The sequence below is a fragment of the Microbulbifer sp. ALW1 genome, assembly GCF_009903625.1.
Taxonomy (GTDB): domain Bacteria; phylum Pseudomonadota; class Gammaproteobacteria; order Pseudomonadales; family Cellvibrionaceae; genus Microbulbifer.
In genome coordinates this window covers 3,158,410-3,183,761 of record NZ_CP047569.1, presented here as the reverse complement: position 1 = coordinate 3,183,761, position 25,352 = coordinate 3,158,410, and the positions used below count along the sequence as shown (strand labels likewise).

Sequence of the window (25,352 nt, the reverse complement as noted above, 5' to 3'; positions counted from 1 at the left end):
GGTAGATTGAATATTGTTCAAATGGACCTTTGCGCAATTATAGAGCCCTCTACTGAGGGCTTTTTATTGGGGCAGCACAAAGCCGGTGTTATTTGCGGCTGTATGACGGGCTGGAAAGGGATTGGGCTTGAATGGGAGATGGCGGCAAATCTAGCCCGTATACCCAATTTGGGGGATGCGTGGGATGTCGGTGTCAGGTTGAATGGCATGTCGTTTTTCTGGCGGTTGTTCACAGCTAGATTGTGATCTCGAACATAACTTGCGCCCCAAAGCCTCGATATAGATATAAAAAAGGATATTTTCATGATGCTCCCACTCATGAAGCAGCCCCTTCTTCTTACCAAACCCCTGTCAGCCCTTGCCGCGGCCCTGTTGGTCAGTTCGTTAACCGCTTGCGGTGGTGGCGGTGGTAGTAGCGATAGTGGCAGCAGCAGTAGCAGTAGCAGTAGCAGTAGCAGTAGCAGCAGTAGCAGCAGTAGCAGTAGTAGTAGCAGTAGTAGTAGCAGTAGTAGCGGCGGCGGTAGCAGTAGCAGCAGTAGTAGCGGTGGAAGCAGCAGTAGCAGCAGTGGTGGCAGTGGTGGCAGTGGTGGCAGTGAAGCGCCGCCCACGGAGACCGGTGTACTTCTCGATAACTTTGTGGCCAACATCGGTTACCGCACGACAGACGCGGAAGGCAACACCACCCATGAAGGTGTTACCGATGCCACCGGCCAATATGGTTACGAGCCCGGTGATATGGTCATTTTCTTTATCGGTGATCTGGAATTCCCGGACGTTACGGCTTCCGGGACAGTAACGCCACTGGATATTGCCGGGACCACCGATACTTCTGCCAATGCGGTGGTAAATATGGCCCGTCTGCTGCAGACACTGGATACCGATGGGGATCCGGCTAATGGCATCACCATCAGCGACTCGGCACAGGGTAGTAAGGATCCGAATTTGGATGCGGAGGCGTTCTTTGATCAGTCACCGGCGTCCTTTGCGGCATCCACTGTTGTGCAGACATTGATCGAAAACGGCGGCCAAGATGTTGCAGTTACCGGGTTGGTCAGTGAGCAGGCTGCGCAGAATCACCTGGAAGGAACACTTGCGAGCGAGCAACTGGGCTATACCAACGAAAGCTCACTCACCGGTGGCTGGGTATTGGATACCAGTGTCGAAACCGGGAATGGTGCCGAGCATTTCATTTTCCTGGCCTTTGACGAGTCCACGGGTAACTACATTCATGTAGAGGAAAAGGAGGGGGCTTCCGAGTCCGAAGAAGGCATGGAGTGGGGCTCCTATTCCCTGGATGCCAGCAAGGTGCTCAGCGTTACCGGGATCACGTCGGACTTGAACGGTTCTATCGGTCTGTACGACCCTGCAGATAATGATTTCAATCAGGAAGACGGCGAGTACATTACCTTCAGCGTTTCCGGTAACAGCGCCAATCTGGATATTTTTGAAAGTGCGCTCGACGGTGGTGAAGATCTGCTTGCGGAGCGTATTCCTGCGGCACGAGTGGAGGCCAACGGGCTTCAGGGCGTGTGGGTACTTGAGTCTTCAGAGCCTGGCGTTCACGAGGGTGAGCTGTTAATGGTGGCTTTCCTTAACAATGGCACCTATGTGCAGGTTGAAGATGAAGGTGCGGATGTGGGCAGCTACAGCCATGACCCGAGCACGGGTGTGCTGACCGTTAGCAATACGATTGTCGATACCAATACCTACGGTTTTTCCAGCTTTGAAGGGACTGCAGATCTGGTACTGACTGTCAGTGGTAACGCCATGACGATGAACGTGATCGGCGAGGGACAGATAGACTTCAAGCGACTTGGCGTAGGCGCCACGGGAATTCCCGGTGATGGTCCTAGTGTGGATACCGGAAATGGCGGTGACGGCGGCGATACCTCCGAAGGTATGCTCGTGCACCAAATCTGGAACGACTGGACTGGTGAGGGCGAAGACTATTGCGAAGAATTTCGTTGGGTCGGTGACACTGAAGTTGTGACCCAGTCTGAAGCAACCGGATCCTGGCAGGTGTTGGTGGAAACCATCAATGGCAGCGTGAAATATTACCCGGAAGCGGATCCTGACCTGATTTCTGCGGGCGAGGGACAGTGTGCGTCGAAGTATCGAACGTCTTTCCGCTGTGCCGATGACAACTTCATTACCTACGAAGACACCGCTGCAGCCTGTGAGGAGATTGGTGGCGAGCTGTTGTAATCGGTTGCGCTAGCTAATTAATCTGCATAACCCCTGACAGCAGGATGCGAATCACATCCTGCTGTTTTTTTACGCCCATTTTCTGGTAGAGGCTTTTTAACTGGCTGCGTACAGTTTTGATACCGATCCAGGGTGAGGGGGCTGATCTGGCCGATTCCTTAAAAACGCAGTCGAACGCCCAAGGCCCCATCAACACCAAAACCTTCCTTGCGGTCATTGTCACTAAAGGCAAAGTTGGGTACTGCCTGGATATAGGCTTGCAGGCTCGGTGCAATACCGAACGACAGGCCGATTGGCAGGCGGACACCGGCTTTGTCGTTGTAATCGTCGTGATCGCCACCCTCGAAGAAGCCGCCCGCGTCAATGTACGCGTGCATAGTGCGGCGGTCGTTGTAAAAGTTCTGCAGGCGCATATCTACCGCAATGGCATCGCTGTTGACGAAGATGGAAGTTCCCCGGAACTGTGCAGTCACGCCTGCGCCCAGATCATAGGCGACGCCGAGCCCGAAGCCCGAGTTATTGTTGGCAAGAGAGGGGGCGCTAAACAGGGCTGCCAGAAGGGGCAGGGCAATACGGAGCAATTTCATCGGTACCTCGTCTATTACTCTTAGGTGGGTGTTGTTGGTTAAAAACTCGGCGGTGAGTATAGAGATACGCGCGTTTGCTGCTTTGCGTCAGATCACAATTGAAGCAAGGTCTGGGCTTTAACCGATCCCAGCAAGACGAGGGGCCTTAAAAGCGGGATAATGCCGCGCTTCTCTCTTTGCCCACTCCAATTCCCCTAATTCCGGTAGTTTCCATGGAAATCAACGTCAACTTTCTCGATAACCTGCGCCTTGAGGCCAAGTTTGACGACTTCACAGTCATCACTGATCAGCCAATCCGCTACAAGGGTGACGGTTCGGCGCCGAGTCCATTTGACTATTTCCTGGCATCTTCTGCGCTTTGTGCAGCTTACTTCGTACGTGTGTATTGCCTGTCACGCAACATTTCCACGGACAATATCCGGCTGTCGCAGAACAATATCGTCGACCCGGAGGATCGCTATAACCAGATCTTCAAGATCCAGGTGGAGCTGCCGGAAGATATTTCAGATAAGGATCGGCAGGGGATTCTGCGCTCTATTGACCGCTGTACGGTCAAAAAGGTGATTCAGACGGGGCCGGATTTCCAGATCGAGACGGTGGAGAACTTGGCAGGAGATGCCCAGGCACTGCTGATGGTGGAGCCGGATGCGTCGCACCATACGATGATCGAGGGCAAGGACCTGCCGCTGGAGCAGACCATCGCCAACATGACCCGGATTCTTGCGGATCTCGGGATGAAGATCGAGATTTCCTCGTGGCGGAATATCGTGCCGCATGTGTGGTCCCTGCACATTCGCGATGCGGCGTCACCCATGTGCTTTACCAATGGTAAGGGTGCTACCAAGGAGAGTGCTCTTTGCTCTGCATTGGGTGAATTCATTGAACGGCTGAACTGCAATTTTTTCTACAACGACCAGTTTTTCGGTGAGGAAATTGCCAATGCACCGTTTGTGCATTACCCGAATGAACGGTGGTTTGCACTGGAGGAGGACGACGGGTTGCCAGAAGGCATTCTGGATGACTACACCCTTGCCATTTACAACCCGGAAGGGGAGCTGGGTGGTTCCAATCTGGTCGATACCAACTCCGGTCGCGCCGATCGGGGTATCTGTTCCCTCCCGTTCGTGCGCAAATCGGATGGTAAGGAAATCTATTTCCCGTCGAACCTGATCGAGAACCTGTTCCTCAGTAACGGTATGAGTGCGGGCAATACCCCGGCCGAAGCACAGGTCCAGTGCTTGTCAGAAATCTTCGAGCGCGCGGTGAAGAGGGAGATTCTCGAGCACGAAATCGCCTTGCCGGATGTGCCCCGGGCGGTACTGGAGCAATACCCGGCAATCCTCGAGGGCGTTGAAGAGCTGGAAAAGCAGGGCTTCCCGATTCTGGTCAAGGACGCCTCTCTCGGTGGTCAGTTCCCGGTGATGTGTGTAACCCTGATGAATCCCCGCACCGGTGGTGTCTTTGCCTCTTTTGGTGCGCACCCCAGCTTGCATGTGGCGCTGGAGCGTAGCCTGACGGAGTTGATGCAGGGGCGCAGTTTCGAGGGTTTGAACGATGTACCGCCGCCCACCTTCAACAGTCTCGCGGTCACCGAGCCGCACAATTTCGTCGAGCATTTTATCGACTCCACTGGCGTGGTGTCCTGGCGCTTCTTCAGTGCCAGCTCCGATTACGAATTTGTCGACTGGGACTTCTCCGGCAATCACGCGGATTCCAATGAGACCGAAGCGGATCGACTGTTCCGGATCCTCGAAGAGATGGGCAAGGAAGTGTATATGGCCACCTACGAGGATCTGGGTGCGCCAGCGTGCCGGATTCTGGTACCGGGTTATTCGGAGGTGTATCCGGTGGAAGATCTTATCTGGGATAACACCAACAAGGCACTGGATTATCGCGAGGACATTCTCAACCTGCACACACTGGACGACGCGCAGCTCGAAGACCTGGTGGAGCGCCTGGAAGAGAGCCAGATCGACAACTACGAAACCATCATCACCCTGATCGGTATTGAATTCGACGAAAATACCGTTTGGGGGCAGTTGACCGTGCTTGAACTGAAACTGCTGATTTACCTGGCCCTGCAGCGGCACGAGGAGGCGTTGGAGTTGGTGGAGAGTTTCTTGCAATACAACGACAACACCGTAGCGCGCGGCCTGTTTTATCAGGCGGTGCGGGCAGTACTGGAAATCGCTCTGGATGACGAGCTTGAACTGGCGGATTACATTGACAATCTGCAGCGCATGTTCGGACGTGAAACCATGGATGCGGTGGTTGGCTCGGTGGATGGCAGTCTGCGCTTTTATGGCCTTACCCCGACCAATATGCAATTGGAAGGATTGGAAAAACATCTGCGTTTGATCGAGAGCTATAAAAAGCTACATGCAGCCCGCGCATCTCGTTAAGTGATCCAAACGCAAAGAGGCCGCCTGGCAATGCGAGAGCTCTCGTCTTGCCAGGCGGCCTCTTTACATTACTGGTACCAGCGCGGTTTAGAACTTGAACTCGGTACCGATACCTACGTAGCTGCGTTCAAAATCGCCTGCGGCCGTTTCGTTGGTATAAAAGCTGAAAACCTTGGCGGCCTTGGATAATTTGTAGTCCAGGCCAAGGCTGAAGGTTTCACCGTCGGTTTTGATGATGTCAGATTGACCGTACTGGGCTTTGGCAGTCCACTGGTTGATTTTGTAGGCGACGGAGGTAACCCAGCCGTCCTTTTTGATGTTTTCATCATCTTCCTGCTCTTCGTAGAGCCCGCCCAGTTGCCAGTTACCCAGATTGTACTGGGCTGTGTAACGGGATACTTGCCAATCGTTGGCCTCAACGCCGTTGTCTATGGCATAGGCCAGGTAAACACCATTGTTTTCGTAAGACAGCGCAATGGAGGTACCGTTGTCGCGGGTATCGATTACATTGCCTTCATCATCGAAAATATCCGCTTTGCTGTTGCTGATGTAGTCGGCCGCAAGGCGGAAACCCGCGTAAGTCGGTGTGGTGTACTGCAGGCTATTGGAAACCCGGTTGTCACTTTTGGTGATCAGGCTTTTGATATCGCCTTCGTAGTCATTGAAAAGGTCAACGCGCTTTTGTGAGAGCTTCATCGGGGTGTCGAATTTGCCACCGATGATCTGCCCAAAGCCACCCTGCAGGCCAGCATAGATATCCCGCTGCTTGAAGGTTTCGTCGGATTCTCCGGCGATGTCGACTTCGTACTCCATTTTGTAAATGCCCTGGATTCCGGCATCGAAATCGAGTTCACCTTTCACGCCCAGGCGCGAAGCGTTACTTTTGACATCGGTGATTGCGCCGTCACCTTCATCATTGGACTGGAACGATGCATTGGCTTTACCGTAATAGGTAAATACCTCTGCGCTTGCCAGGGAGGGGAGGGCTGCAGCCAGTGCCAGTGTCAACGCCGTCTTTTTCATATGCTTCTCGTAAAAGTGTTAAGAAGTAAGCTTGAGTTCAGATGCGGCGCAGTTTGCACACCGAATGTTACAAAAAGGTTAAATGTGTAAGCTTCTTGAAAGTTTTTTGACGGATTTTGGGCGGTAATTTGAAGGATTTGTGACCGGGCGGTATTTAAAAGTCAGGTATGGGGTGATTGGCAGCTTTAGTCGGAGTGTTGATCGCTCGCAGACTGGTCTTACTGCTTGTGTCTCACCAGCCAGGTCAGTTAAATCAGAACCGCTTGATGCATGGCGACTTGGTGGGGTAGCCAAGGGCGTGCTGGTGTTTTTTAAGGCCTAGGGAAGGGCGGATTGGGTATGCATGGAGGGCTTAGGATGGTGCCCGACCGGGGAAGTCTGTGCCGGAAACAGGCCCGGCCGGGTCTCGGGCTATGGGCATTGGCCGCGGGGGTGGGCCAGGTAGCTCTTTGGCCAAGACTCCCTTTTGACGCGGGCATTGCCGGGATGGCCGGCGTATGTGTACTGGTCGTGGGGGCCCTTGTTGTCCTCGGTGTGGTGCCCGCGCCTGGGCGTATACGATGGGCGCTCTACAGATTTGTCCTGCCGTTTCTGCTGGGTACTTGCTGGGGCCTTTCCTCGAATCATCAGTCGCTTTCGCAAAGGCTGCCACTTCCACTGCACGGAGCCGACTTCAAGGTTCGCGTCCAACTCAGCTCCCTCCCACAAAAATCCCCCGCAACTTTCTCATTTGGTCCGAAACCCAGGTCCGTTACCGGTTACCTGGATGCTCGATTTCGCGCGCGTGTGCTTGAGGCGTCGGCGCCGGGGTTGGTAGGGCAGGACCTGCTGCTTGGCTGGTATCGGGCGGACAGCACCACCCTCAGGGACTTGGCTGCAGGTAGCCACTGGCAAATGACAGTGCGCCTGAAAAGGCCCCGCGGCAGCGCCAATCCCCATACATTTGATTATGAAGCCTGGCTGTTGCAGCAGGGAATTTATGCCACGGGTTATGTGCGCGACCAGGATGGGGCGCCGCAATTTTTAACTCCGGGTACCGGGCTGAATGCAGTGCGCGAAGCGTTGCGCGCGCAAATCCACCGGCGCGGGCTCGACCACCAGGCATTGATAGGCGCCTTGCTATTGGGGGACAAGACTGGCCTGGATGCCGAGAATCAGGCGCTGCTGCAGCGCACCGGTACCGCGCATCTGTTGGCCATTTCCGGTCTGCATGTGGGAATGGTCGCTGGCTGCTTTTTCATGCTGGGTGGGCTGATCGGTCGTCTGCTGGGTTTGACGGGATGGCGCTATGCGCAGAACCCGTTGCTGTTGGCGGGGGTGGCTGCACTGCTCGCTGCTGCAGGATATACGCTGGTCAGCGGTGCGCCATTGTCGGCACAGCGCGCCTTGATCATGACTGCGGTGGGCATATTGGCACTGCTGAGTCGCCGCAGGATCAGCGCGGATCTGGCCTATGCGCTGGCGCTCGCCGCGGTATTGTTGCTGCAGCCCCTGGCGGTATTGAACGCCGGGTTCTGGCTCTCGTTTGTGGCGGTGGGGGTTCTGATACTGCGCTTTCAGGGGCGCAGCGGTTCGTCGCATTCAGGCGCACTTAACCGGCTGCTGGATTGGGGGCGGGGGGCCATGCAGAGCCAGTGGGCCATTTTGGTTGGCCTGTTGTTACCCTCAGTCCTGATCTTTTCTGGAATCAGCGTCAGCGGGCTGGTGCTGAACCTGATTGCGATTCCCTGGCTGGGCCTGCTGATTCTCCCTGCCGTCTTGCTTGGGGCTGCGGTACCTCTGGCACCTTTGAAGACGGCGCTGTGGCAGTTTTCCGACTGGCAGCTGGGATGCCTGATGGACTTTTTGCAGTGGGCCGATCGTGTATTACCTGGTTGGCAATCTCTGCCTGTACCCGGTGTGGCCCTGGCGGGGATGCTCGCCATCAGTTGCCTCTGCCTGCTGCTGCCCCGCGGGGTGCCTGGGCGACACTTGGGTTGGTGTTTGTTACCGGTGGTGGCCGTCGGCCTGTTGCCCTGGCAGCGGCCGGTTGCACCGTATTTTCAACTCACGGTACTGGATGTGGGGCAGGGGCTCGCGGTCGCCGCGGAAACCGAGCGCCATACACTGGTATTCGATAGCGGGGCGGATTCCGCAGGTGGCTGGAGTGGCGGTAGCAGTGTTGCGGCGCCCTATCTGATCGGGCAGGGGCGACAAAGTCTGGATGCCCTGGTAGTCAGCCACGGCGACCGGGATCACGCGGGCGGAGTTGCCGGTTTGTTGCAGCGGCTGCCGGCGCGGCGCCTTATTGGGCCAGGACGGCTGCCGCATCGATTGGCGGCGATTGATCACGCAACGGGTTTTCCAGGAGCCTCCCCCTGTATTGCCGGGAATCGCGAAACCTTCGGCGAATTATCGCTGACCTGGCTCTGGCCGCGCTCGGGGGCAATGAGCGGCGAAGAAAACGATCACAGTTGCGTGGGCCTGCTTGCCTGGCGCGGCGCGCGGATCCTGTTGACTGGGGACATTTCCAGCCGGGTAGAGTCTCAGCTGCAGGCGCTGTATCCGGATTTTGCGCCGATCGATGTGCTGGTCGCTCCGCACCACGGTTCACGGACTTCCTCTTCAGCGGGCTTTATCCAGTGGGCCCGCCCCGGCAAAGTCATTTTCAGCGCTGGCTTTCGACACCATTTTGGCCATCCGCACCCGGAGGTGGTGGAGCGCTATGCGTCGAGAAAGGTACAGCAATTCAATACCGCAGAAACGGGTGGAATAACGTTCTCCTGGTCTTCAATCGCGCGAGCACCGGACACTCAATGCGCGCGGAGTGCGCCAAAATTCTGGCTCAGCGTCGACCATCACGGTGGCTTGGCGCCTTGCGAGTGACGGATGTGTGCGCCTGTTTGTGCGCCTGTGCACCTTGTGGTTGCGACGCCTGAATCCTGATTGCCGTCCGTTACTTCCCATCTATGAAAATTGTCTTCCAATCGACGGATCTGTGAGAGCTGGGTCAAGGTTTGGCCTCTGCCGCGGTGGTACCGTTGCGCCAACATTCAGCAAACAGAAGTACCGGTTATTTGCATGAAATTCAATCAGTTGACTACGGCTTCCGTAATGGTCGTGAGTCTCGTTACTTGCGGGGGTGCGTCCGCGTCGGAGTGGAAGTACTCCCTGGGAACAGACATCAGTAGCGGAAGCTATGGTGACTCCGTTGACACCGATATCGTTTCCACACCTTTCACCGCCAGTTATTCACCGAACGCCAGTTGGACATTCAAGGCGTCCTTGCCCTGGACACAAATGGAGGGCCCGGGTGGCGTAATCCCCGGCGGGGATGGCGGAATTGTTGTCGGTCCTGGAAATGGCAACGGTAACGGCAATGGCAATGGTAACGGGGGAGGGCAGACGAGCGATGAAACCCTGTTGATCAAGGAGTCTGGAATCGGCGACTTGTGGTTGACCGGTACCTACAGCTTGGAGCCGATTGCCCAGCAGTATTTTGTCGACCTGTCTGCCAAATACAAACTGCCACTGGCGGATGAGAATAAAGGTCTGGGAACCGGTGAAGCGGATTACACCCTGCAGGCAGAAGTCTTCACGGTCATTGGCGACCTGACGCCCTCTTTTACTTTGGCAAAAAAATACAAGGGCGACCTTCCGGAAACCGAATTGCGGGATGTCTGGTACACCTCGGTGGGAACGGGTTATCGCCTAAGTGAAATTTCAAGTATCGGCGCCTCGCTGGATTATCAGCAGGCGGTGACGTCGGCCAGTGATCCACAAACGGAAATCTTTGGTTATTTGAGCCACAAGCTCAGCGATCAATGGACGGGCATGGTGTACGGGTACATCGGCCTTACGGATAGCAGCCCCGATCAGGGAGTCGGTTTCCAGATCAGTTACCGCCCGCGCGACTAGCGCGCAGGCGAGTGCAAATATTAGCCAAGCAGGAGAAATACAATGAATATTCCTTTTAAAACGACCGCGCTGGCTGCGGTGCTTGCAGGCATTGCCTGTGCTTCTCACGTGTGGGCAAACGAAGATATGCCGGAAACGGACACCACTGAGGTTGAGGTGGTTGAAGTTGCCAATACCGTATCGGGCGATCGTATCGCGGGTATGTTCAGTGACTTCTTTGGTAGTGACGAAGCATCGCAGGGTGTTGTGGCCGGTCTGCGTGACGGCAGCATTCGCTATGTTGAGCCTGTTGCAGAGGGCGAGGGAGACGTCGTGGTTGACGTCGAAGTCTCCGAAGAAGGGGTGGAAGTTGAAGTAACCGAAGACGGTGTGGAAGTCGAAGAAGGGGCAACCGCTGGTGCCGGCATGGGTTATGGCAATGTGCTGATCACCATGGCGCTGGCCGAGCAACTGGCGGGTATGTCCCAGGCGGAAGCACTGGAAGGCGAACTTGGCATGACCGCGGATGAGTCCCTGAACGAAATCTTGCGTATGCGCCAGGTTGACGGTATGGGTTGGGGCAATATTGCCAAGGAGCTGGGCGTAAACCTCGGCGAGATCATGAGCGGCATACACTCTAATCGTCCCGATATGACGGAAAAACTGGCTAGCCGGGACGTACAAAAGTCCATGCGTGCCGAGAAGCATGCAGACCGTGATTTGGCTCGTGCGGAACGCACTGCAAACACGGAGCGTGCTGCAAAGGTTGAGCGCGTTGCTAAGGTTGAGCGCGTTGCTAAGGTCGATCGTCCCGAGAAGCCGGTACGCCCAGAAAAGGCTGAGCGACCAGAAAAACCCCAGCGCCCCGAGCGCCCGGGAAAGTAATAGGCAGGTAAGCTCGCTTACTATTAATACGCGTAGTATTAAAAATAGCCGCACTTGTGCGGCTATTTTTTTATCTGCTCGCTGATCTGCTACAGAAGTGCCCCATATCAAGGACCCGGGCCCGCTTTTGACAGCGTGGCTGGAATTGCAATCCGGTTCACAAGGATGAAAAACATGCCCATCGGCCACTTAGCTCACCGGGATGAGCTGTGGTAGAGTCTCCCGCTACTACCTAACCCGTTACCCTTGGGGTTGGTCACATTTTGTACCGTTGTTTTGGGCCTAAAAAAAGTGTTAGAAATAATAAAGTCCGGCGGCTGGCTAATGCTGCCAATCCTGCTCTGTTCCGTTGCTGTTATCGCTATTTTCATCGAGCGCCTGTGGACGCTTAACGAGCGCAAGATTGCCCCCCGCGCCTTGCTGGGTGAAGTCTGGAGCGGTTTAAAAAACAACCAGTTGACCACTGAGAAAATCAAGGAATTGCGGGATTCCAGCCAGCTGGGGCGCATTTTTGCCGCCGGTCTGTCGAACTCCCGTCATGGCCGTGAGGTCATGAAAGACAGTATCGAGGAGGCTGCCAGCCAGGTAGTACACGAGCTGGAGCGTTTCCTGAATGTACTCGGCACCATTGCCGCAGTTGCTCCGCTGATCGGGCTGCTGGGTACCGTAGTGGGCATGATCCAGGTGTTTACCGCGATTATGCTTGAGGGCACCGGTAACCCAGGGGTGCTTGCAGGTGGCATCTCCCAGGCACTGATTACCACCGCCGCGGGTCTGAGTGTGGCCATCCCTGCCTTGATGGCGCACCGTTACTTTCAGCGCCGAGTCGACTCCATTGTGGTCACCATGGAGCAGGAGGCGGTCAAACTGGTCGACGCCCTGCACAGCGATCGCCGCATTGAAGCTGCAGCCTGAGCGCGCAACGCCAATTACGCTATATAGGCAGGAGCGCTAGATGCAATTTCGTCGCCAGAATACCGAGCAGGAAGGGGTCAACCTTACACCGTTGATCGATATTGTATTCCTGTTGCTGATCTTTTTTATGGTGTCCACCACCTTTACCAAGGAGAGCCATCTCCAGCTGAACCTGCCGGAAGCCGCGGGGCCGCAGGTTGAGAGTCCTCCTTTAACCATTGAAATTCTGATTAACGCGGATGGCTCATACTCCGTCGATGGGCGAGCGCTGATCAACAAGAAGTTGGCCACGCTGAAATCTGCCCTGTCGGAAGTGTCTGCTGGCGAGTACAATCGCCCGCTGATCATTACTGCCGATGCCACCGCACAACACCAGGCGGTGGTTCGTGCGATGGACGCGGCCGGCCAACTGGGATTTGTGCATCTCAGTATTACCACCCGGCAGCCGGACGAACAGTAATCTATAAAGTGTTGAACCGTCGGGGATCGTAAACCGCGCTCCCCGGCGCCCTCCGCAGCGAGTACTTCACCTGCGGTTGTGGCCATTTACGGAGAACACGCTGCCAAGATATTTATGCAAAAATCCCCCCTGCCTGCGCAGAAGCCCCAACACGGTGCGCAAACTTACCGACGTCTGCTTTCCTACGCTGTTCCCCAGTGGCCATTGTTTGTTGTCGCGGTTTTCGGCTTTTTCCTCTTTTCTTTCATGGAAGTTGCGCTGATTGCGGTGACCGAGCTGTTGCTCGATGCTGTCGGCTCTGGCATCAATTCTGGGCGGGGGTTTCTCGCGCAATTTGTCGCCAAATATTTCCCGGGCGGCGTTATGCCCCAGGAAACCGCCCGCTGGCTGGTGCCGGTACTGATGCTGGTCATCGTTGGATTGCGGGCCGTGGGTAATTTTATCGGGAGCTACGGTCTGGCGTATGTCGCGCGCGCGGTGATTCATCAGTTGCGCACCGAACTATTTGCGCATATCGGCCAGTTGCCGAGCAGCTATTTTGACCGCTACACCGGTGCCTACCTGATTTCCAAGGTGGCCTATAACGTAGAGCAGGTTACCAATTCCATCACCAAAGCGCTCAAGACGGTGTTCCGCTCGTCATTTACAGCGATTGGATTGTTGACCTATCTGCTGCTGGTGAACTGGAAGCTTACGCTCACGTTTTTCCTGTTCGTGCCGATTATTGCCGTCATTGTCAGTGTGGTGGGTAAGCGTTTCCGCAAGCTGAGTCATCGTATTCAGAACACCATGGGAGATGTTACCCATGTCACCCAGGAAGCGATCAACGGTTATGAGGTCGTGCGCATGTACGGCGGCCAGACCTACGAGAATGCGCGCTTCCAGGCTGCCAGTAACGCCAACCGCCAGCAGTTCATGAAGCTGGTGGTTGCCGACAACGCGAGTGTTTCGGTAATCCAGATAATGGTCGGATTGGCCACGGCGGTGCTGGTGTGGTTTGCCCTGGCGCCGGGCATGGTCGAATCAATGACCGCCGGTGTGTTTGCGTCTTATATCGGCGCTGCTGCCTCGCTGGCAAAGCCTATTCGGAATCTGTCCGAGGTTTATGCGGAAATCCAGAAAGGCATTGCTGCGGCGGAGAGTATTTTCGAAGTGTTCGATGCTCCCAAGGAGCCGGTCGGAGGCAATCTGGCGCTGCCGAAACCGGTGACTGGTGCTGTGCGCTTTGACCACCTCGGGTTCCGCTACAGCGATGACGGCCCCGCGGTGTTGAGTGATATCGACTTTTCTGTACCGGCTGGGCAGACAGTGGCACTGGTCGGCGCATCTGGCTCCGGCAAGAGTACCCTGGTAAGCCTGCTCTCCCGCTTCTACGACCCGACCTCCGGGCGAATTCTGCTGGATGAGGTGGATATTACCCAGGTACCGGTGACCGCACTGCGTGAGCAGATCAGCCTGGTTTCGCAAAATATCGTACTGTTTAACGATACGGTGTACCGCAATATCGCCTATGGCGAGCTGGAAAACCGCTCGGAAGAGGAAGTGCAGCGGGCAGTAGATCTGGCCCATGCGCGCGGTTTTATCGAAGAGTTGCCCGACGGCCTGCAAACGGTGCTGGGTGACAATGCCCAGATCCTGTCCGGCGGCCAACGCCAGCGCCTGGCGATTGCCCGCGCACTGCTGAAGGATTCTCCGCTGCTCATTCTGGATGAGGCGACATCGGCCCTGGATAATGAGTCCGAGCGCAATATTCAGGCGGCGCTGACAGAGGTGATGAAAAATCGCACGACCTTTGTCATCGCTCATCGCCTCAGTACCATTGAAAATGCCGACTGCATTCTGGTGATGGACCAGGGTCGTATCGTGGAAAGTGGAACCCACAGTGAGCTGCTGGCTCTTGGTGGTCGATACGCTCTGCTGTTACAGCAGCAGTCAGGCGGCGCAATCGGTTAAGGGTAGTGTCTTGGGAAGCGGTGACGTTCGACACTGCTCCGCACAAAGATGACATCAGGGATTTGGACAGGGGGCGCACAGCGCAATGTCTCTTGAAGACTGGTTGAACAAACGCTGGTATCCGGCGACGGACGGCGGCGACAGTGACGGCATGCAACTGCCGTTGCTGGCGCCATTGGAGTTGGTGTTTCGTCATGGCAGTCGGTGGCGCAAGCAGCGCAAGCAGGCGAAACCACTGCCGGTTCCGGTCATCGTGGTGGGGAATATCACCGTTGGTGGCGCGGGCAAGACGCCGATCGTGGCGGAGCTCGGCCGCTGGCTACAGGAGCGTGGGCGTAAACCGGGCATTATCAGCCGGGGCTACGGCGGCCGCGCCAAGCATTATCCCTATAACGTCACCGCACAATCTCACCCCCTGGAATCCGGTGATGAGCCGTTGATGTTGCACTTGATGACCGGTTTGCCGGTGATGGTGTCACCCAAGCGGGCGGAAGCGGCTGAGGCGTTAATTACCGAACACGGCTGCGACGTCATTCTTTCGGACGATGGACTGCAGCACTACGAGCTTTGGCGCAGCCTGGAGATCTGTGTAGTGGATGGGAAGCGGGGGCTCGGCAATGAGCACCTGCTGCCGCGCGGGCCACTGCGCGAATCCGTTGACCGCCTTGCCGATGTGGATATGGTGGTTGCCAATGGCAAGCCCAGTGAGCTGGTGCTGTCACAGTGTGGAGAACAGATCGACTTTGCGATGGAGCTGGCACCATCCCGCTGGCACCAGTTCAATCTGGATCAAACGTCCACACTCAAGTTGGAGTCCGGGCCGGAGGTGGGGCCCTGCCACGGGGTGGCAGCCATCGGTAACCCCCAGCGCTTTTTTAATGCACTGCGTGCGCTCGGTTATACGGTGATGGAAATGGCGTTCCCAGATCATCACCAGTACAGCCAGCAGGAGCTGCAGCTGGACGGTGTTACTCCGGTGATCATGACCATGAAAGATGCGGTCAAATGCCGCGATTTCTGGCAATCGCACTGGTGGGCCATCGAGGTTCAGGCACAGTTTCCGGATCTGTTCTATCAACGCATACACCAGCACCTTGAAAACTTTTCCTCGAATGCAGCTGATTCGAGTAAGGCCCAGTAGAACTCATGAATTCAACAGAAAAAGAGTCGGTGGCGCCGGCTTTTGATGTCATCATTCCTGCCCGCTACGCCTCCAGTCGCCTGCCGGGAAAACCTCTGGCGGAAATCGCCGGTAAACCCATGGTGCAGCGCGTGTATGAGCGTGCCAGTGAAAGCAGTGCCGAGCGGGTAGTGGTTGCAACCGACGATATGCGGGTGGCGGAAGCGGTGCGGGCTTTTGGTGGTGAAGTCTGCATGACCAGCCCGGAGCACGCTTCGGGAACCGATCGTTTGCAGGAAGTGGCGCGCAACCTGGCGGTAGCGGATGACCGGATTCTGGTCAATGTTCAGGGGGATGAGCCGCTGATTCCACCGGCGGTGATCGATCAGGTCGCGCGTAATCTGGCGGAAAATACTTCAGCCGGCGTTGCCACCCTGGCGGAGCCTATTACTTCCACCGAAGATTTCCTCAATCCCAATATCGTGAAAGTCGTGGCTGAAGCCTCCGGGCTGGCGCGTTACTTTTCCCGAGCGCCGATTCCCTGGCCGCGCGATGCATTTGCTCGGGAGCCGGGGTCGCTGCCTGAGGGACTGAACCCGCGCCGCCACATTGGCATCTATGCTTACCGGGCAGGGTTGTTGAACCTGTTTGTCAGCTGGCCGATGGCGCCAATCGAGCAGTTTGAGGCCCTGGAACAGCTTCGCTTCCTGTACAACGGCCACGCGATTCACCTGGCGGATGCCTGCGAGGAGGTGCCCGGTGGCGTCGACACCGAGCAGGATCTCAACCGGATGCGGGCGTTATTTGCCCAATAGAGTTAGCAGATCGAGGCCGTCGAACCGCCGGCCGCCGGGCTCGCTTAGCAGGAACTCTCGCCTAGCAGGAACTCTCGCCTAGCAGGAATTATCGGTACCGGAAGAAAACGCCAATACATGATTCAGTCTGACGTCGATTTACAGCCCTTCAACACCATGACCATAGCAGCGCGGGCCAAGTACTTTTGCGCGGCGACCTCATATGACGAAATGCGTGAAGCGCGGGCGTTTGCGCGCGAGCAGCAACTTCCGATCTTGCCATTAGGGGGCGGTAGTAACATCGTACTGACCGGCGATTTTCCGGGGCTGGCGTTGCACATTGGCCTGCTGGGGCATGAATTTGAGCCGTTGGACGATGGTGTGCGCCTGCGCGCTTCCGCCGGTGAGAACTGGCACCAGCTGGTGATGCACAGTGTGGCGCTTGGTTACGGTGGCCTGGAAAACCTGGCGCTGATTCCGGGCAATATCGGTGCCGCACCCATTCAGAATATTGGTGCATATGGTGTCGAGCTAAAAGACACGTTTGAGCAATTGACGGCCATGGAGATTGCGACCGGGAAACTGGTTACATTCACCGCAGAGGCCTGTCAGTTTGGTTACCGCGACAGCCTGTTCAAGGGCGATGCGAAAGACCGGTTCCTGATTTGTGAAGTGGTGCTGAAATTACCGGCCCGGTGGCAGCCGCAGGTATCTTATCCGGCACTTCAGCAATACTTTGCCGAGCATCAGCAAGGGGAGCAAGACCTGACGCCAGAGCAGGTTGCCAGTGCCGTTATCGCTATTCGCAACAGTAAGTTGCCGAACCCGGTCGAGATTCCCAACGCCGGGAGTTTTTTCAAAAACCCGGTAGTGGGCGCGTCCCAATACGCCGAATTGAAGCAAAAGCACCCGGACCTTGTCGCCTTTGCCGCGGGTAATGACTGGAAGCTTGCCGCCGGCTGGCTGATCGACCAGGCCGGGTGGCGTGGGTTTGCGAGAGATGGGGTAGGGGTGCACGACCGGCAAGCGCTGGTGCTCGTAAATCCCGGGCATCGTTGTGGCAGTCAGGTCGTCGACCTTGCGCAGGATATCGCCCGGGACATCCAGCAAAAATTTGGCGTGGTGCTTGAGCCTGAGCCGCGTTTCTATCCTTGAGCCGCATTGCTGTCCTTGAGTCGAATTGCCAGCCCTGAGCACATTGCTAGCCTGTGACGCATGTTGTTCCACCAGGGTTGTCCGGGTAATGCTGAGGGCATTTCACTTCCCGCGAAATTGGTTAATCTCTGTTACCGATCTGTAAGGATCGTTAGGAACAAAGTTGCTTGTTCTTCGGGCAAGAGGAAATGATGCTCACGTAGTGATTGCCCGAATTACGTGTTTGCCGCTGTCCCAAATTACCCGGCAGGTAAGTCGTCTCTCCGGGGCTGGCAGGTCTCCCCAAAAGGAATATCCGGACATCAGTGCTTTTCCGTTATATTGATCCGTAAATTGCAAAAATCCTCCCGTTTTCTACCTCCCCTAGTTGGTACAGTCTTGCTTTGCATCCAGACATTTGTCTGGTATGTTCTCTAAGGGCTCTGTGGATGGATCTTTGCGGGTATTTCCCGCTGGGCGATAACAAAAAAACACAGTTTTTTGCAAGGTCGATTTACTAGGAAAAGTTTGCAAAAGACTGTCTCAAAATCCGTGGTTGGGGCTAATTTGATAAAAGTCTTAGTGGTAGACGATCACGACTTGGTGCGCATGGGAATTTCGCGCATGCTGGGTGACGTCGACGATATCCAGGTGGTAGGCGAAGCCAAGAGCGGCGAAGATGCCATCGCATTCGTACGGGAAACGGCAGTCGATGTCGTGCTGATGGACGTCCGAATGCCTGGTATGGGAGGGCTTGAGGCTACCCGCAAGCTGATTCCGCGCTTCCCACACGCCAAAGTCATCGCTGTCAGTGCACTGGATGACGACCTTTTCCCTACTCGGCTGATTCAGGCCGGTGCACTCGGCTACGTGACCAAAGGTGCGGACCTTGAAGAAATGGTGCGCGCCATTCGCTCTGTGGTCGCCGGTGAAACCTATATCAGCAGTTCCATGGCCACCAAGCTGGCATTGCGCAGTGTAAGTGGTGGTGCTTCTCCCTTTGAAGACCTTTCCGAGCGTGAACTGCAAACAGCGGTCATGATCGTCAACGGCAATAAGGTGGCGGAAATTGCCGAAACGCTTTCGGTCAGTCCGAAAACGGTCAATACCTACCGCTACCGGATTTTCGAAAAGCTGGGTCTGCATTCCGATGTGGAATTGACCTTGCTGGCGGTCAAGCACAATGTACTGGACCCGGAAGAAGCAGTGTAAAATCTTCCCTGGCACCAGTAATTCCAAAAACAGGGGCTCCGGCCCCTGTTTTTTTATCTGGCGGTTTTCTCCCTGAAATAGTATTCGTAATAGCGCCTGATGTTCGATAGTAAACGCTTTCTCTCTACCGTTACTCGCAAACCCGGCGTCTATCAGATGTTTGATGGGCAGGGAAAGGTGTTGTATGTGGGGAAGGCGAAAAATCTCCGCAATCGTTTGTCGAGCTATTTTCGGGCCAGCGGTCTCACCGTAAAAACCATGGCGCTGGTGGAGAAAATTGCCGATATCGAAGTAACGGTGACCCGCAGTGAAACAGAAGCGCTGGTGCTGGAACAAAGCCTGATCAAGTCCCAGCGTCCGACCTACAACGTTATGCTGAAAGATGATAAGGGCTACCCCTATATTTTTCTTTCGAGCAAAGACACCTTCCCCAGAATTGCGCTACACCGCGGTGCCAAGCGCAAGCAGGGCGACTACTTCGGTCCATTTCCCAATGCCTCTTCAGTGCGTGACAGCCTGAACTTTCTGCAGAAAACGTTTCGTATTCGCTCCTGTGAAGACAGTGTCTTCGCCAATCGCTCACGCCCCTGTCTGCAGTACCAGATTGAGCGCTGTACCGCACCGTGCGTAGATTTTATCAGCCCGGAAGATTACCAGGCGGATGTCAGGCACGCGCAGATGTTTCTCGCGGGCAAAAGCGACAACATCATTCGCGAGCTTGCCAGCGAAATGGAGCGTGCTTCGGTGGCGCTGGAGTTTGAGAAGGCTGCGCGTTTGCGCGATCAGATTGTTGCCCTGCGTCGGTTACAGTCGGATCAGGTAGCGGAAAGCGGCGGTGGCGATGTGGATGTGCTGGGTGTGGCGACCGAAGGCGGGCTGTGCTGTGTCCATGTATTGTTTATTCGCCAGGGGCGTATTCTCGGAAGTCGCAGTTATTATCCCAGTGAGAAATTGGGGCTGGGGGCGGATGAGTTGCTGGCGGCCTTTATTCCGCAGTTTTATCTCGGGGCCAAGCGCGAAATTCCGCGGCAGATTCTCGTTTCCGAGCAACTGGAGGACTTGCAGCTACTGCAGTCCGCACTGTCCGAGCAGGCCGTAAAGGACGTGCAGCTGGCCAACAAGTTGCGCGGCAATCGGGCTACCTGGGTGGAAATGGCACAACAGGCCGCCGCCCAGAACCTGCAGAGCCGCACGGCATCCCAGCAGAAGCTGCACAATCGATTTGAAAACCTTCAGGAAGTACTGCGTCTCGGGGAGTTGCCGGAGCGCCTTGAGTGCTTCGACATCAGTCACTCCAGTGGTGAGGCGACGGTGGCATCCTGTGTGGTGTTCGATACCGGTGGACCGGTCAAGTCCGATTACCGGCGCTTCAATATCGAGGGGATTACCGCGGGCGATGACTATGCCGCAATGGGGCAAGCGCTGAAGCGGCGCTATACCCGTCTTTCCAGTGGGGAAGGGCGCTTCCCCAATATTCTGCTGATCGATGGTGGCAAGGGGCAGGTGCACCAGGCGGTGGACACCTTGAACGAGCTGGGTGTTACCGGGGTCCAAATTGTCGGCGTTGCCAAGGGTACTACCCGAAAAGCGGGCTTTGAGACCCTGCATGTGGTTGCCGATAATCGCGAGTTGGTTTTGGAGTCCGATTCACCGGCACTCCACCTGATCCAGCAGGTGCGCGATGAAGCGCATCGGTTTGCCATTACCGGTCATCGCCAGCGACGGGATAAGAAGCGACGGGAATCGCCTCTGGAGGGAATTCCCGGGGTGGGGCCGGCCAGGCGGCGGGCGTTGCTGCATCACTTCGGTGGACTGCAGGAAATCAAGCGCGCTTCCGTAAATGAGCTGGCCAGCGTGGAAGGTGTGAGCCGCAAGCTCGCGCAGGATATATACTCGAACCTGCACAATGAATGATTGGCGTTTATTTTTGGGTGCCAGATTGCTAAGTTACGCACTGCCGACGAAGTGTGTTCAGCGAATGTAAAAGGATCAGCATGACTCTCGCCAACCAATTAACCCTGCTGCGCGTGGCGCTGATACCTGTGTTCGTGCTGGTCTTCTACCTTCCTTACAAGTGGAGTTACGTTGCCTCCGCGCTGATTTTCTCCATTGCCGCCGCCACCGACTGGCTGGATGGCTACATTGCCCGCAAGCTCAATCAGAGCACGCCTTTCGGAGCCTTCCTGGATCCCGTAGCTGATAAGTTGATGGTGGCAACGGCCCTGGTGTTGCTGGTTGACCTGCACGACCATCGCTATTTCACCATTGCGGCTGCAGTCATTATCGGGCGGGAAATTGCTGTTTCGGCGTTGCGTGAGTGGATGGCAGAGCTTGGTCTACGCAGTAGCGTTGCCGTCAGCTATATCGGGAAGATCAAAACCACCGCGCAGATGGCAGCAATCATCGTGCTTCTGGCCTTTGATGTCCGGGAGTTCCCGGTCATGGAGACCATTGGTTATATCCTGCTTTACATCGCCGCAGCGCTGACTCTCTGGACCATGGTGGTGTACCTGCGTGCTGCATGGCCCGCGCTGACGGCTGACGCAAAAGTGGAAGAGTAGTCCTCGTCGATAAATAGCCCGCCTTACTTACGCGCTGAATTCTCGCGCCGCTTTTGAGTCCCGAGTGTCTTCGGGACTCATTTCACAAACTCCTCACAAAAACGCAACATTTCATGCGCGGTGATTTTCGCGCCACACGCTGTGCTGTACGATCGTTCCATTCGGAAAATAATTTCGCCAATGGAGTGACCCGTGTACGGGCGTGCAGTAACCAGACCCAGATTTCCTGTTATTTTTCTAACTTTGTTCACCGTGTTTACAGGCAGTAACGGCCTTGCGCAGGACTATGATCGCAACGAGTGGTTGCCGCGCTGGTCGGATTTTGATCGAGACTGCCAGGATACCCGTCACGAACTGCTGATTCGCTATTCGCTTGCCCCGGTGGTCTTTACCAGTCGTGAAGATTGCAAGGTGGCGTTTGGCCTGTGGCTGGATCCTTACACCGGTGAGTTCTTTGATAAAGCCTCGGACCTGGATGTCGAGCACATAGTGCCACTCAAATGGGCCCATGATCACGGTGCCGCTGGTTGGAGCCGTGAGAAGAAGCGTCGTTTTGCGGAAGACCCGGAAAACCTCTGGCTGGTGGATGATGGTCGTAATCAGAGCAAGGGGCACCGGGGGCCGGATCAGTGGATGCCGCCATACGGTCCTGTTCGCCGCATCTACATTCAGCGGTTTATGGCGATTGCCAAGAAATACGGACTGGCGACGAGCCCTGAGGAATCACAGATTTTTCTCGCGCTGCTGGAAAACCGTCACGGTTAATCAGCGCAGCTGCGCCAGTATTTCGCCAAAACGGGACTCTACCGGGTAGGGGGTTGCAGACCAGCCCAGACGAAGGATGGTTGCCTCACAGGAGGGGGCAATCATCAGTTTCTGTTCGCGATTGCCCAGCATGAAATAGCTATCGGCTGGCAGCTGGCTAAATAGCGCTGGCAGGCCATCACCATGATTCAGCCAAAACTGGTAGCCGTAGCGCGGGTCGTTGATGCTTCCGTTCGGCGCCGTAGCCCGCTGGATCCAGCGGGGGTCCAGAAGAGGGTGGTTGCCTGTGTGCCCTTCATTGAGCAGTAGCGCCCCCAGGCGCCCCCAGTCTCTCGCGGTGGCGTATCCGTAAGAGCTGCCGATATACACCCCGTCTGCATCCCGCTCCAGCAGGGTGTCACGCATCCCCAGCGGTTCGAGAAATTCGTTGCGCAGGAAATGCGCTGTAGCCTCCGTCCCTCCCAGGCGTTGGTGCATCCAGCGCGCTAACAGGTTGGTGCTGCCCGATGAATAAGAAAAGTGGGTGCCTGGCGGGTGGGTCAGGGGGCGTTGCAGCGCGTAGCGGGAGTGGCGGTTGCTGTTGAACAGCATACGTGTGGCATCTGATCCCGCCCGGTAGCTTTCATCGAAGGCGAGCCCGTCGCGCATTTGCAGAAGGTGTTCCAGCGTAATACCGCTGCGCTCATCGTCTTCCCATTCCGAAAACAGGTTTCTCTCCGAGCGCTCGCTCAAATCGAGAGCCTCCATTCTGCCCCACAGCATTGCAAGCAGGCTCTTGGTCATGGACCAGCCCAGCAAACGTGTCGACGGCGTGATGGCAGGGCCGTAGGCCTCGGCCAGGAGAAGTCCCCGATGTATCACCAATAGCGCACGGGTCTCCAGGCCTTGCCGGTTGTCCTCGTGCAGCTGTGTCTGCAGGAGCGCCTGCAGCTTCTGGTTCCTGTGGCAGCAGGCTTTTTTGCCGCTATTTGGTGTGCGTGTCTGTGTAGGATTCGGATCTTTGAAGAGTGTGGTGTTATGCGTGGTGCCTGACGGCGGTCTGTCCTGGAGTCGGGCGCCGTACTCCGGGTGAAACTCGGCGGTAGCGCGAAAGCGACGCCAAAGCTTCGCAGTAGTCGTATTCTTTTCGTGAGAAATGCGCACCAGCGAAAAAAGCAGCGAATAGCTTCGTAGATCCTGCTGGATCTGCTTGTCGCTAAATCCGGAAATGTGTCGCGCAGAACAGGCCAGTTTTGCACTCATATTGAGGAGGGTGCGGATAGCTTCTTGCGCTGAGGCGCGGATGCGGCGCTTGCGTAACGTAAGGTGGCGGGTGCTAGCGGCAGCGAAAACGATAGCAACAGTAACAATGAAGGCAGCACTAACCAGGAGTGTAATTGCCATGGAGTTGGGTCGCCTGTTTCACACTATTCCCGGCTAAATATAGCTGTAGGGCAGGGCGATCAAGGGAGGGATTTACAGAAGTGGTGGTTGGTGCCCGGGGCGGGACTTGAACCCGCACGACCAGAAGTCGAGGGATTTTAAATCCCTTGTGTCTACCAATTCCACCACCCGGGCAGATAGAGCAATCAGCTGGTGCGGAATTGACCAGTGATAAATCCGGCCCACAGATGAGTCCGGAGAGAAAATGGAGGCTAGGGTCGGAATCGAACCGGCGTACACGGAGTTGCAGTCCGCTGCATGACCACTCTGCCACCTAGCCTAGGTGCCGCTGTGATAGCGGTGAAAACGCCGCGGATTCTATCGGATAACCCTGAAAAATCCTAGCATTTTCTGATACTTACGTGCCCTTGGGCGTGTAAGAGGGCGCTATTCTATGGTTTGTTCACGATTAGTCAAGGGGCAAGGTGCAACCTTAGAAACTCGTTCACTTATTGTTCAGCAAAGGCTCCCGTGCTTGTGTAATAACAGATAGCAATGGTTGCAGGATTTCTATTGCCAATTGTTCTAAGTTTTCCCGCGACGAAAACTGGCAATCCTCCGTGAGTGTCCAATACTCAATGTAGCTGGCTAGCACACATCTCCCCCACGTCGTGTTTAGTAGTGCCGGCCGGGCGCCTCCCTCCATACGGGCGCCCAGTGTGTTGTAAGGATGAAATCCTCCAAGTTTCACTCCTAATGGTCTTGGCCCTGACGCTCTCCCCCCCCGTCGTCAGGGCTTTTTTTTGCCTGTAAGAAATGCTCTTTCCAGTTGCGGAATCGGGGCGCCGGCCGCTTGTTCGGCCAGTGTGCGGAATTTTTCTAGCGTGATTTCTCCCCGTTCCGAGGCCATCGCCGTTACCACTTCATCCAGGCTGTGCTTTCCATCGCTGGACTTCTGGATCTGCTGGTCGATTTGGTGCAGTACCACGGTACCCCTTGCGGTAATTGGGCCTGAGGATCGTTTCACCAGAAGGTTGGGAGAGTCTTTGCCCCATTCGGCAAGTTCTTCCAGTGCCTCCTGAAAGCGGCGCTCACTGATACCTCCGGTGCGGCGCAGCGTTTGCAGTGAGTAATATTCGGCAATGCCCTCGACGATCCAGTCGCTTTCCTTGTCGCCGCGGATACCTGTGCCGACGTGAACAAGTTCATGCAGCAGGCTGCTTGTTCGGTTACCGGAAATCAGCGGCCTGTCTGCGTGCATAAACAGCGAGCGGGTACCGGAAAGTCCGCCGCGCCACATGGGGTCGCCCGCCATCACGATCAGCAGTTTGTCCGGGAACTCAGGGAAAACTTTCTTAAGCTCTGGAAGAGTCCAGCCGAGAAAGGCCAATGTGTCTTGTCGGCGAATACCTTTTCCTCGCGGGCCAGCGACGACTGTATCTGTGCCATCGATGAATTCCTGGCGGCTGCCAATGCGACCGGAGATCAGCCACCCCTTGGGGCGGATAAGGCGGCGGCCAGGATCTTTCAGCTGGAAAATGCCGTTTTCATCTTTTGCATAGGGCGCGAGCGTATTCCAGTTCTCCGGGGTATTCACCTGAAGTGTCGCCCTGGACTTGAGAGTTTTGGGCGCTCGCGCGGATATCGGCGGGATTAGCTTGTCGCTGCGCAAAATGGTCCACTTATCCGTCATCAGGGAGTCGTAGCGACCAGACGATTTCTTCTCATCAATTTTGAACTGGTACTCGATTTCACTGTGACCCACTCCCGGTTTCCAGGTAGCAGTGTCACCATCCAGGGTGACGTCTTCTCCGGATATTTTTGAATGCCGATCGGGGTTGAGGTGGAGCGTCAACTGTGCGGGCAGTTCGTCGCCGGACAGGGCGATACGGACCCTGGCGGCATCATCGCCAGGGCGAAGTTCTACCTGGTATTTGATGTCGTAAGTGGTGTTGTTCGCGGCGGCGTGCACGAGCGGGGCGCACAACAGGCTGAGCATCGTCAAGAGGGCGCCGAAGGACGCCGTTTCGCGAGAGGACCAAGCTTTCCAAAAATAATGCATGAATACTTTCTGGCTCTGTTTGGTGGTCTGTGAGTG

The 25,352-nt window shown here is 56.0% G+C and carries 19 protein-coding genes and 2 tRNA genes; 15 read left to right on the top strand and 6 right to left on the bottom strand.

Going from position 1 to position 25,352, the window contains the following annotated elements; genetic code table 11:
* The first annotated feature begins 303 nt into the window (after window positions 1-303).
* Window positions 304-2,205 (top strand): hypothetical protein, encoded by a 1,902-nt coding sequence (locus GRX76_RS19195; RefSeq protein WP_201276820.1) that lies wholly within the window; start codon window positions 304-306, stop codon window positions 2,203-2,205.
* A 158-nt stretch (window positions 2,206-2,363) separates the two neighbouring features.
* Here GRX76_RS19195 and GRX76_RS13235 read toward each other — a convergent pair whose 3' ends face one another.
* The gene (locus GRX76_RS13235; protein WP_160153749.1) at window positions 2,364-2,792 is read right to left on the bottom strand and encodes a hypothetical protein; all 429 of its coding nucleotides are present in this window, start codon (window positions 2,790-2,792) and stop codon (window positions 2,364-2,366) included.
* Window positions 2,793-3,004: 212 nt separating this feature from the next.
* Here GRX76_RS13235 and GRX76_RS13230 point away from each other — a divergent pair, with 212 nt between their 5' ends.
* Window positions 3,005-5,194, top strand: coding sequence for an OsmC domain/YcaO domain-containing protein (locus GRX76_RS13230; protein WP_160153748.1), 2,190 nt, complete (start codon window positions 3,005-3,007; stop codon window positions 5,192-5,194).
* Between the two features lie 87 nt (window positions 5,195-5,281).
* On the opposite strand, the gene GRX76_RS13225 is transcribed toward GRX76_RS13230, so the two are convergent.
* A complete protein-coding gene (locus tag GRX76_RS13225) occupies window positions 5,282-6,217 on the bottom strand; it encodes a porin (protein WP_160153747.1) in 936 nt (311 codons plus the stop codon).
* A 339-nt stretch (window positions 6,218-6,556) separates the two neighbouring features.
* Between GRX76_RS13225 and GRX76_RS13220 the strand changes: the two genes are divergently transcribed.
* From GRX76_RS13220 to GRX76_RS13160, 13 genes are all read left to right on the top strand, one after another.
* Complete coding sequence (locus GRX76_RS13220; protein ID WP_370463924.1) at window positions 6,557-9,082, top strand: DNA internalization-related competence protein ComEC/Rec2; 2,526 nt, start codon at window positions 6,557-6,559, stop codon at window positions 9,080-9,082.
* A gap of 195 nt (window positions 9,083-9,277) precedes the next feature.
* Window positions 9,278-10,114: a hypothetical protein gene (locus GRX76_RS13215; protein WP_160153745.1), complete on the top strand. Its 837-nt coding sequence runs from the start codon at window positions 9,278-9,280 to the stop codon at window positions 10,112-10,114.
* Window positions 10,115-10,156: 42 nt separating this feature from the next.
* On the top strand, window positions 10,157-10,978 hold the full coding sequence (locus tag GRX76_RS13210; protein ID WP_160153744.1) for a hypothetical protein: 822 nt from the start codon (window positions 10,157-10,159) through the stop codon (window positions 10,976-10,978).
* A 291-nt stretch (window positions 10,979-11,269) separates the two neighbouring features.
* Window positions 11,270-11,893 (top strand): MotA/TolQ/ExbB proton channel family protein, encoded by a 624-nt coding sequence (locus tag GRX76_RS13205; RefSeq protein ID WP_160153743.1) that lies wholly within the window; start codon window positions 11,270-11,272, stop codon window positions 11,891-11,893.
* A gap of 40 nt (window positions 11,894-11,933) precedes the next feature.
* The gene (locus GRX76_RS13200; RefSeq protein ID WP_160153742.1) at window positions 11,934-12,353 is read left to right on the top strand and encodes a biopolymer transporter ExbD; all 420 of its coding nucleotides are present in this window, start codon (window positions 11,934-11,936) and stop codon (window positions 12,351-12,353) included.
* A gap of 114 nt (window positions 12,354-12,467) precedes the next feature.
* A complete protein-coding gene (gene msbA, locus GRX76_RS13195) occupies window positions 12,468-14,306 on the top strand; it encodes a lipid A export permease/ATP-binding protein MsbA (RefSeq protein ID WP_160153741.1) in 1,839 nt (612 codons plus the stop codon).
* A gap of 85 nt (window positions 14,307-14,391) precedes the next feature.
* On the top strand, window positions 14,392-15,447 hold the full coding sequence (gene lpxK / locus GRX76_RS13190; protein ID WP_160153740.1) for a tetraacyldisaccharide 4'-kinase: 1,056 nt from the start codon (window positions 14,392-14,394) through the stop codon (window positions 15,445-15,447).
* Between the two features lie 5 nt (window positions 15,448-15,452).
* On the top strand, window positions 15,453-16,241 hold the full coding sequence (gene kdsB, locus GRX76_RS13185; protein WP_201276819.1) for a 3-deoxy-manno-octulosonate cytidylyltransferase: 789 nt from the start codon (window positions 15,453-15,455) through the stop codon (window positions 16,239-16,241).
* Between the two features lie 117 nt (window positions 16,242-16,358).
* Complete coding sequence (murB, locus tag GRX76_RS13180) at window positions 16,359-17,375, top strand: UDP-N-acetylmuramate dehydrogenase (RefSeq protein ID WP_160153739.1); 1,017 nt, start codon at window positions 16,359-16,361, stop codon at window positions 17,373-17,375.
* A 546-nt stretch (window positions 17,376-17,921) separates the two neighbouring features.
* On the top strand, window positions 17,922-18,566 hold the full coding sequence (locus GRX76_RS13175; RefSeq protein WP_160153738.1) for a response regulator: 645 nt from the start codon (window positions 17,922-17,924) through the stop codon (window positions 18,564-18,566).
* A 99-nt stretch (window positions 18,567-18,665) separates the two neighbouring features.
* Window positions 18,666-20,480, top strand: coding sequence for an excinuclease ABC subunit UvrC (gene uvrC, locus GRX76_RS13170; RefSeq protein ID WP_160153737.1), 1,815 nt, complete (start codon window positions 18,666-18,668; stop codon window positions 20,478-20,480).
* An 80-nt stretch (window positions 20,481-20,560) separates the two neighbouring features.
* Complete coding sequence (gene pgsA, locus GRX76_RS13165) at window positions 20,561-21,127, top strand: CDP-diacylglycerol--glycerol-3-phosphate 3-phosphatidyltransferase (RefSeq protein WP_160153736.1); 567 nt, start codon at window positions 20,561-20,563, stop codon at window positions 21,125-21,127.
* Window positions 21,128-21,379: 252 nt separating this feature from the next.
* Window positions 21,380-21,892: an HNH endonuclease family protein gene (locus GRX76_RS13160; RefSeq protein ID WP_236250359.1), complete on the top strand. Its 513-nt coding sequence runs from the start codon at window positions 21,380-21,382 to the stop codon at window positions 21,890-21,892.
* Here the strand turns inward: GRX76_RS13160 and GRX76_RS13155 are convergent, their stop codons facing one another.
* From GRX76_RS13155 to GRX76_RS13140, 4 genes are all read right to left on the bottom strand, one after another.
* Window positions 21,893-23,275 (bottom strand): serine hydrolase, encoded by a 1,383-nt coding sequence (locus GRX76_RS13155; protein WP_160153734.1) that lies wholly within the window; start codon window positions 23,273-23,275, stop codon window positions 21,893-21,895.
* Window positions 23,276-23,363: 88 nt separating this feature from the next.
* Window positions 23,364-23,449, bottom strand: a tRNA-Leu gene (locus GRX76_RS13150).
* A gap of 71 nt (window positions 23,450-23,520) precedes the next feature.
* Window positions 23,521-23,594, bottom strand: a tRNA-Cys gene (locus GRX76_RS13145).
* Window positions 23,595-24,044: 450 nt separating this feature from the next.
* Entirely contained in the window at window positions 24,045-25,316 is a 1,272-nt protein-coding gene (locus GRX76_RS13140; protein WP_201276818.1) for a hypothetical protein, read from the bottom strand.
* Window positions 25,317-25,352: the final 36 nt, after the last annotated feature.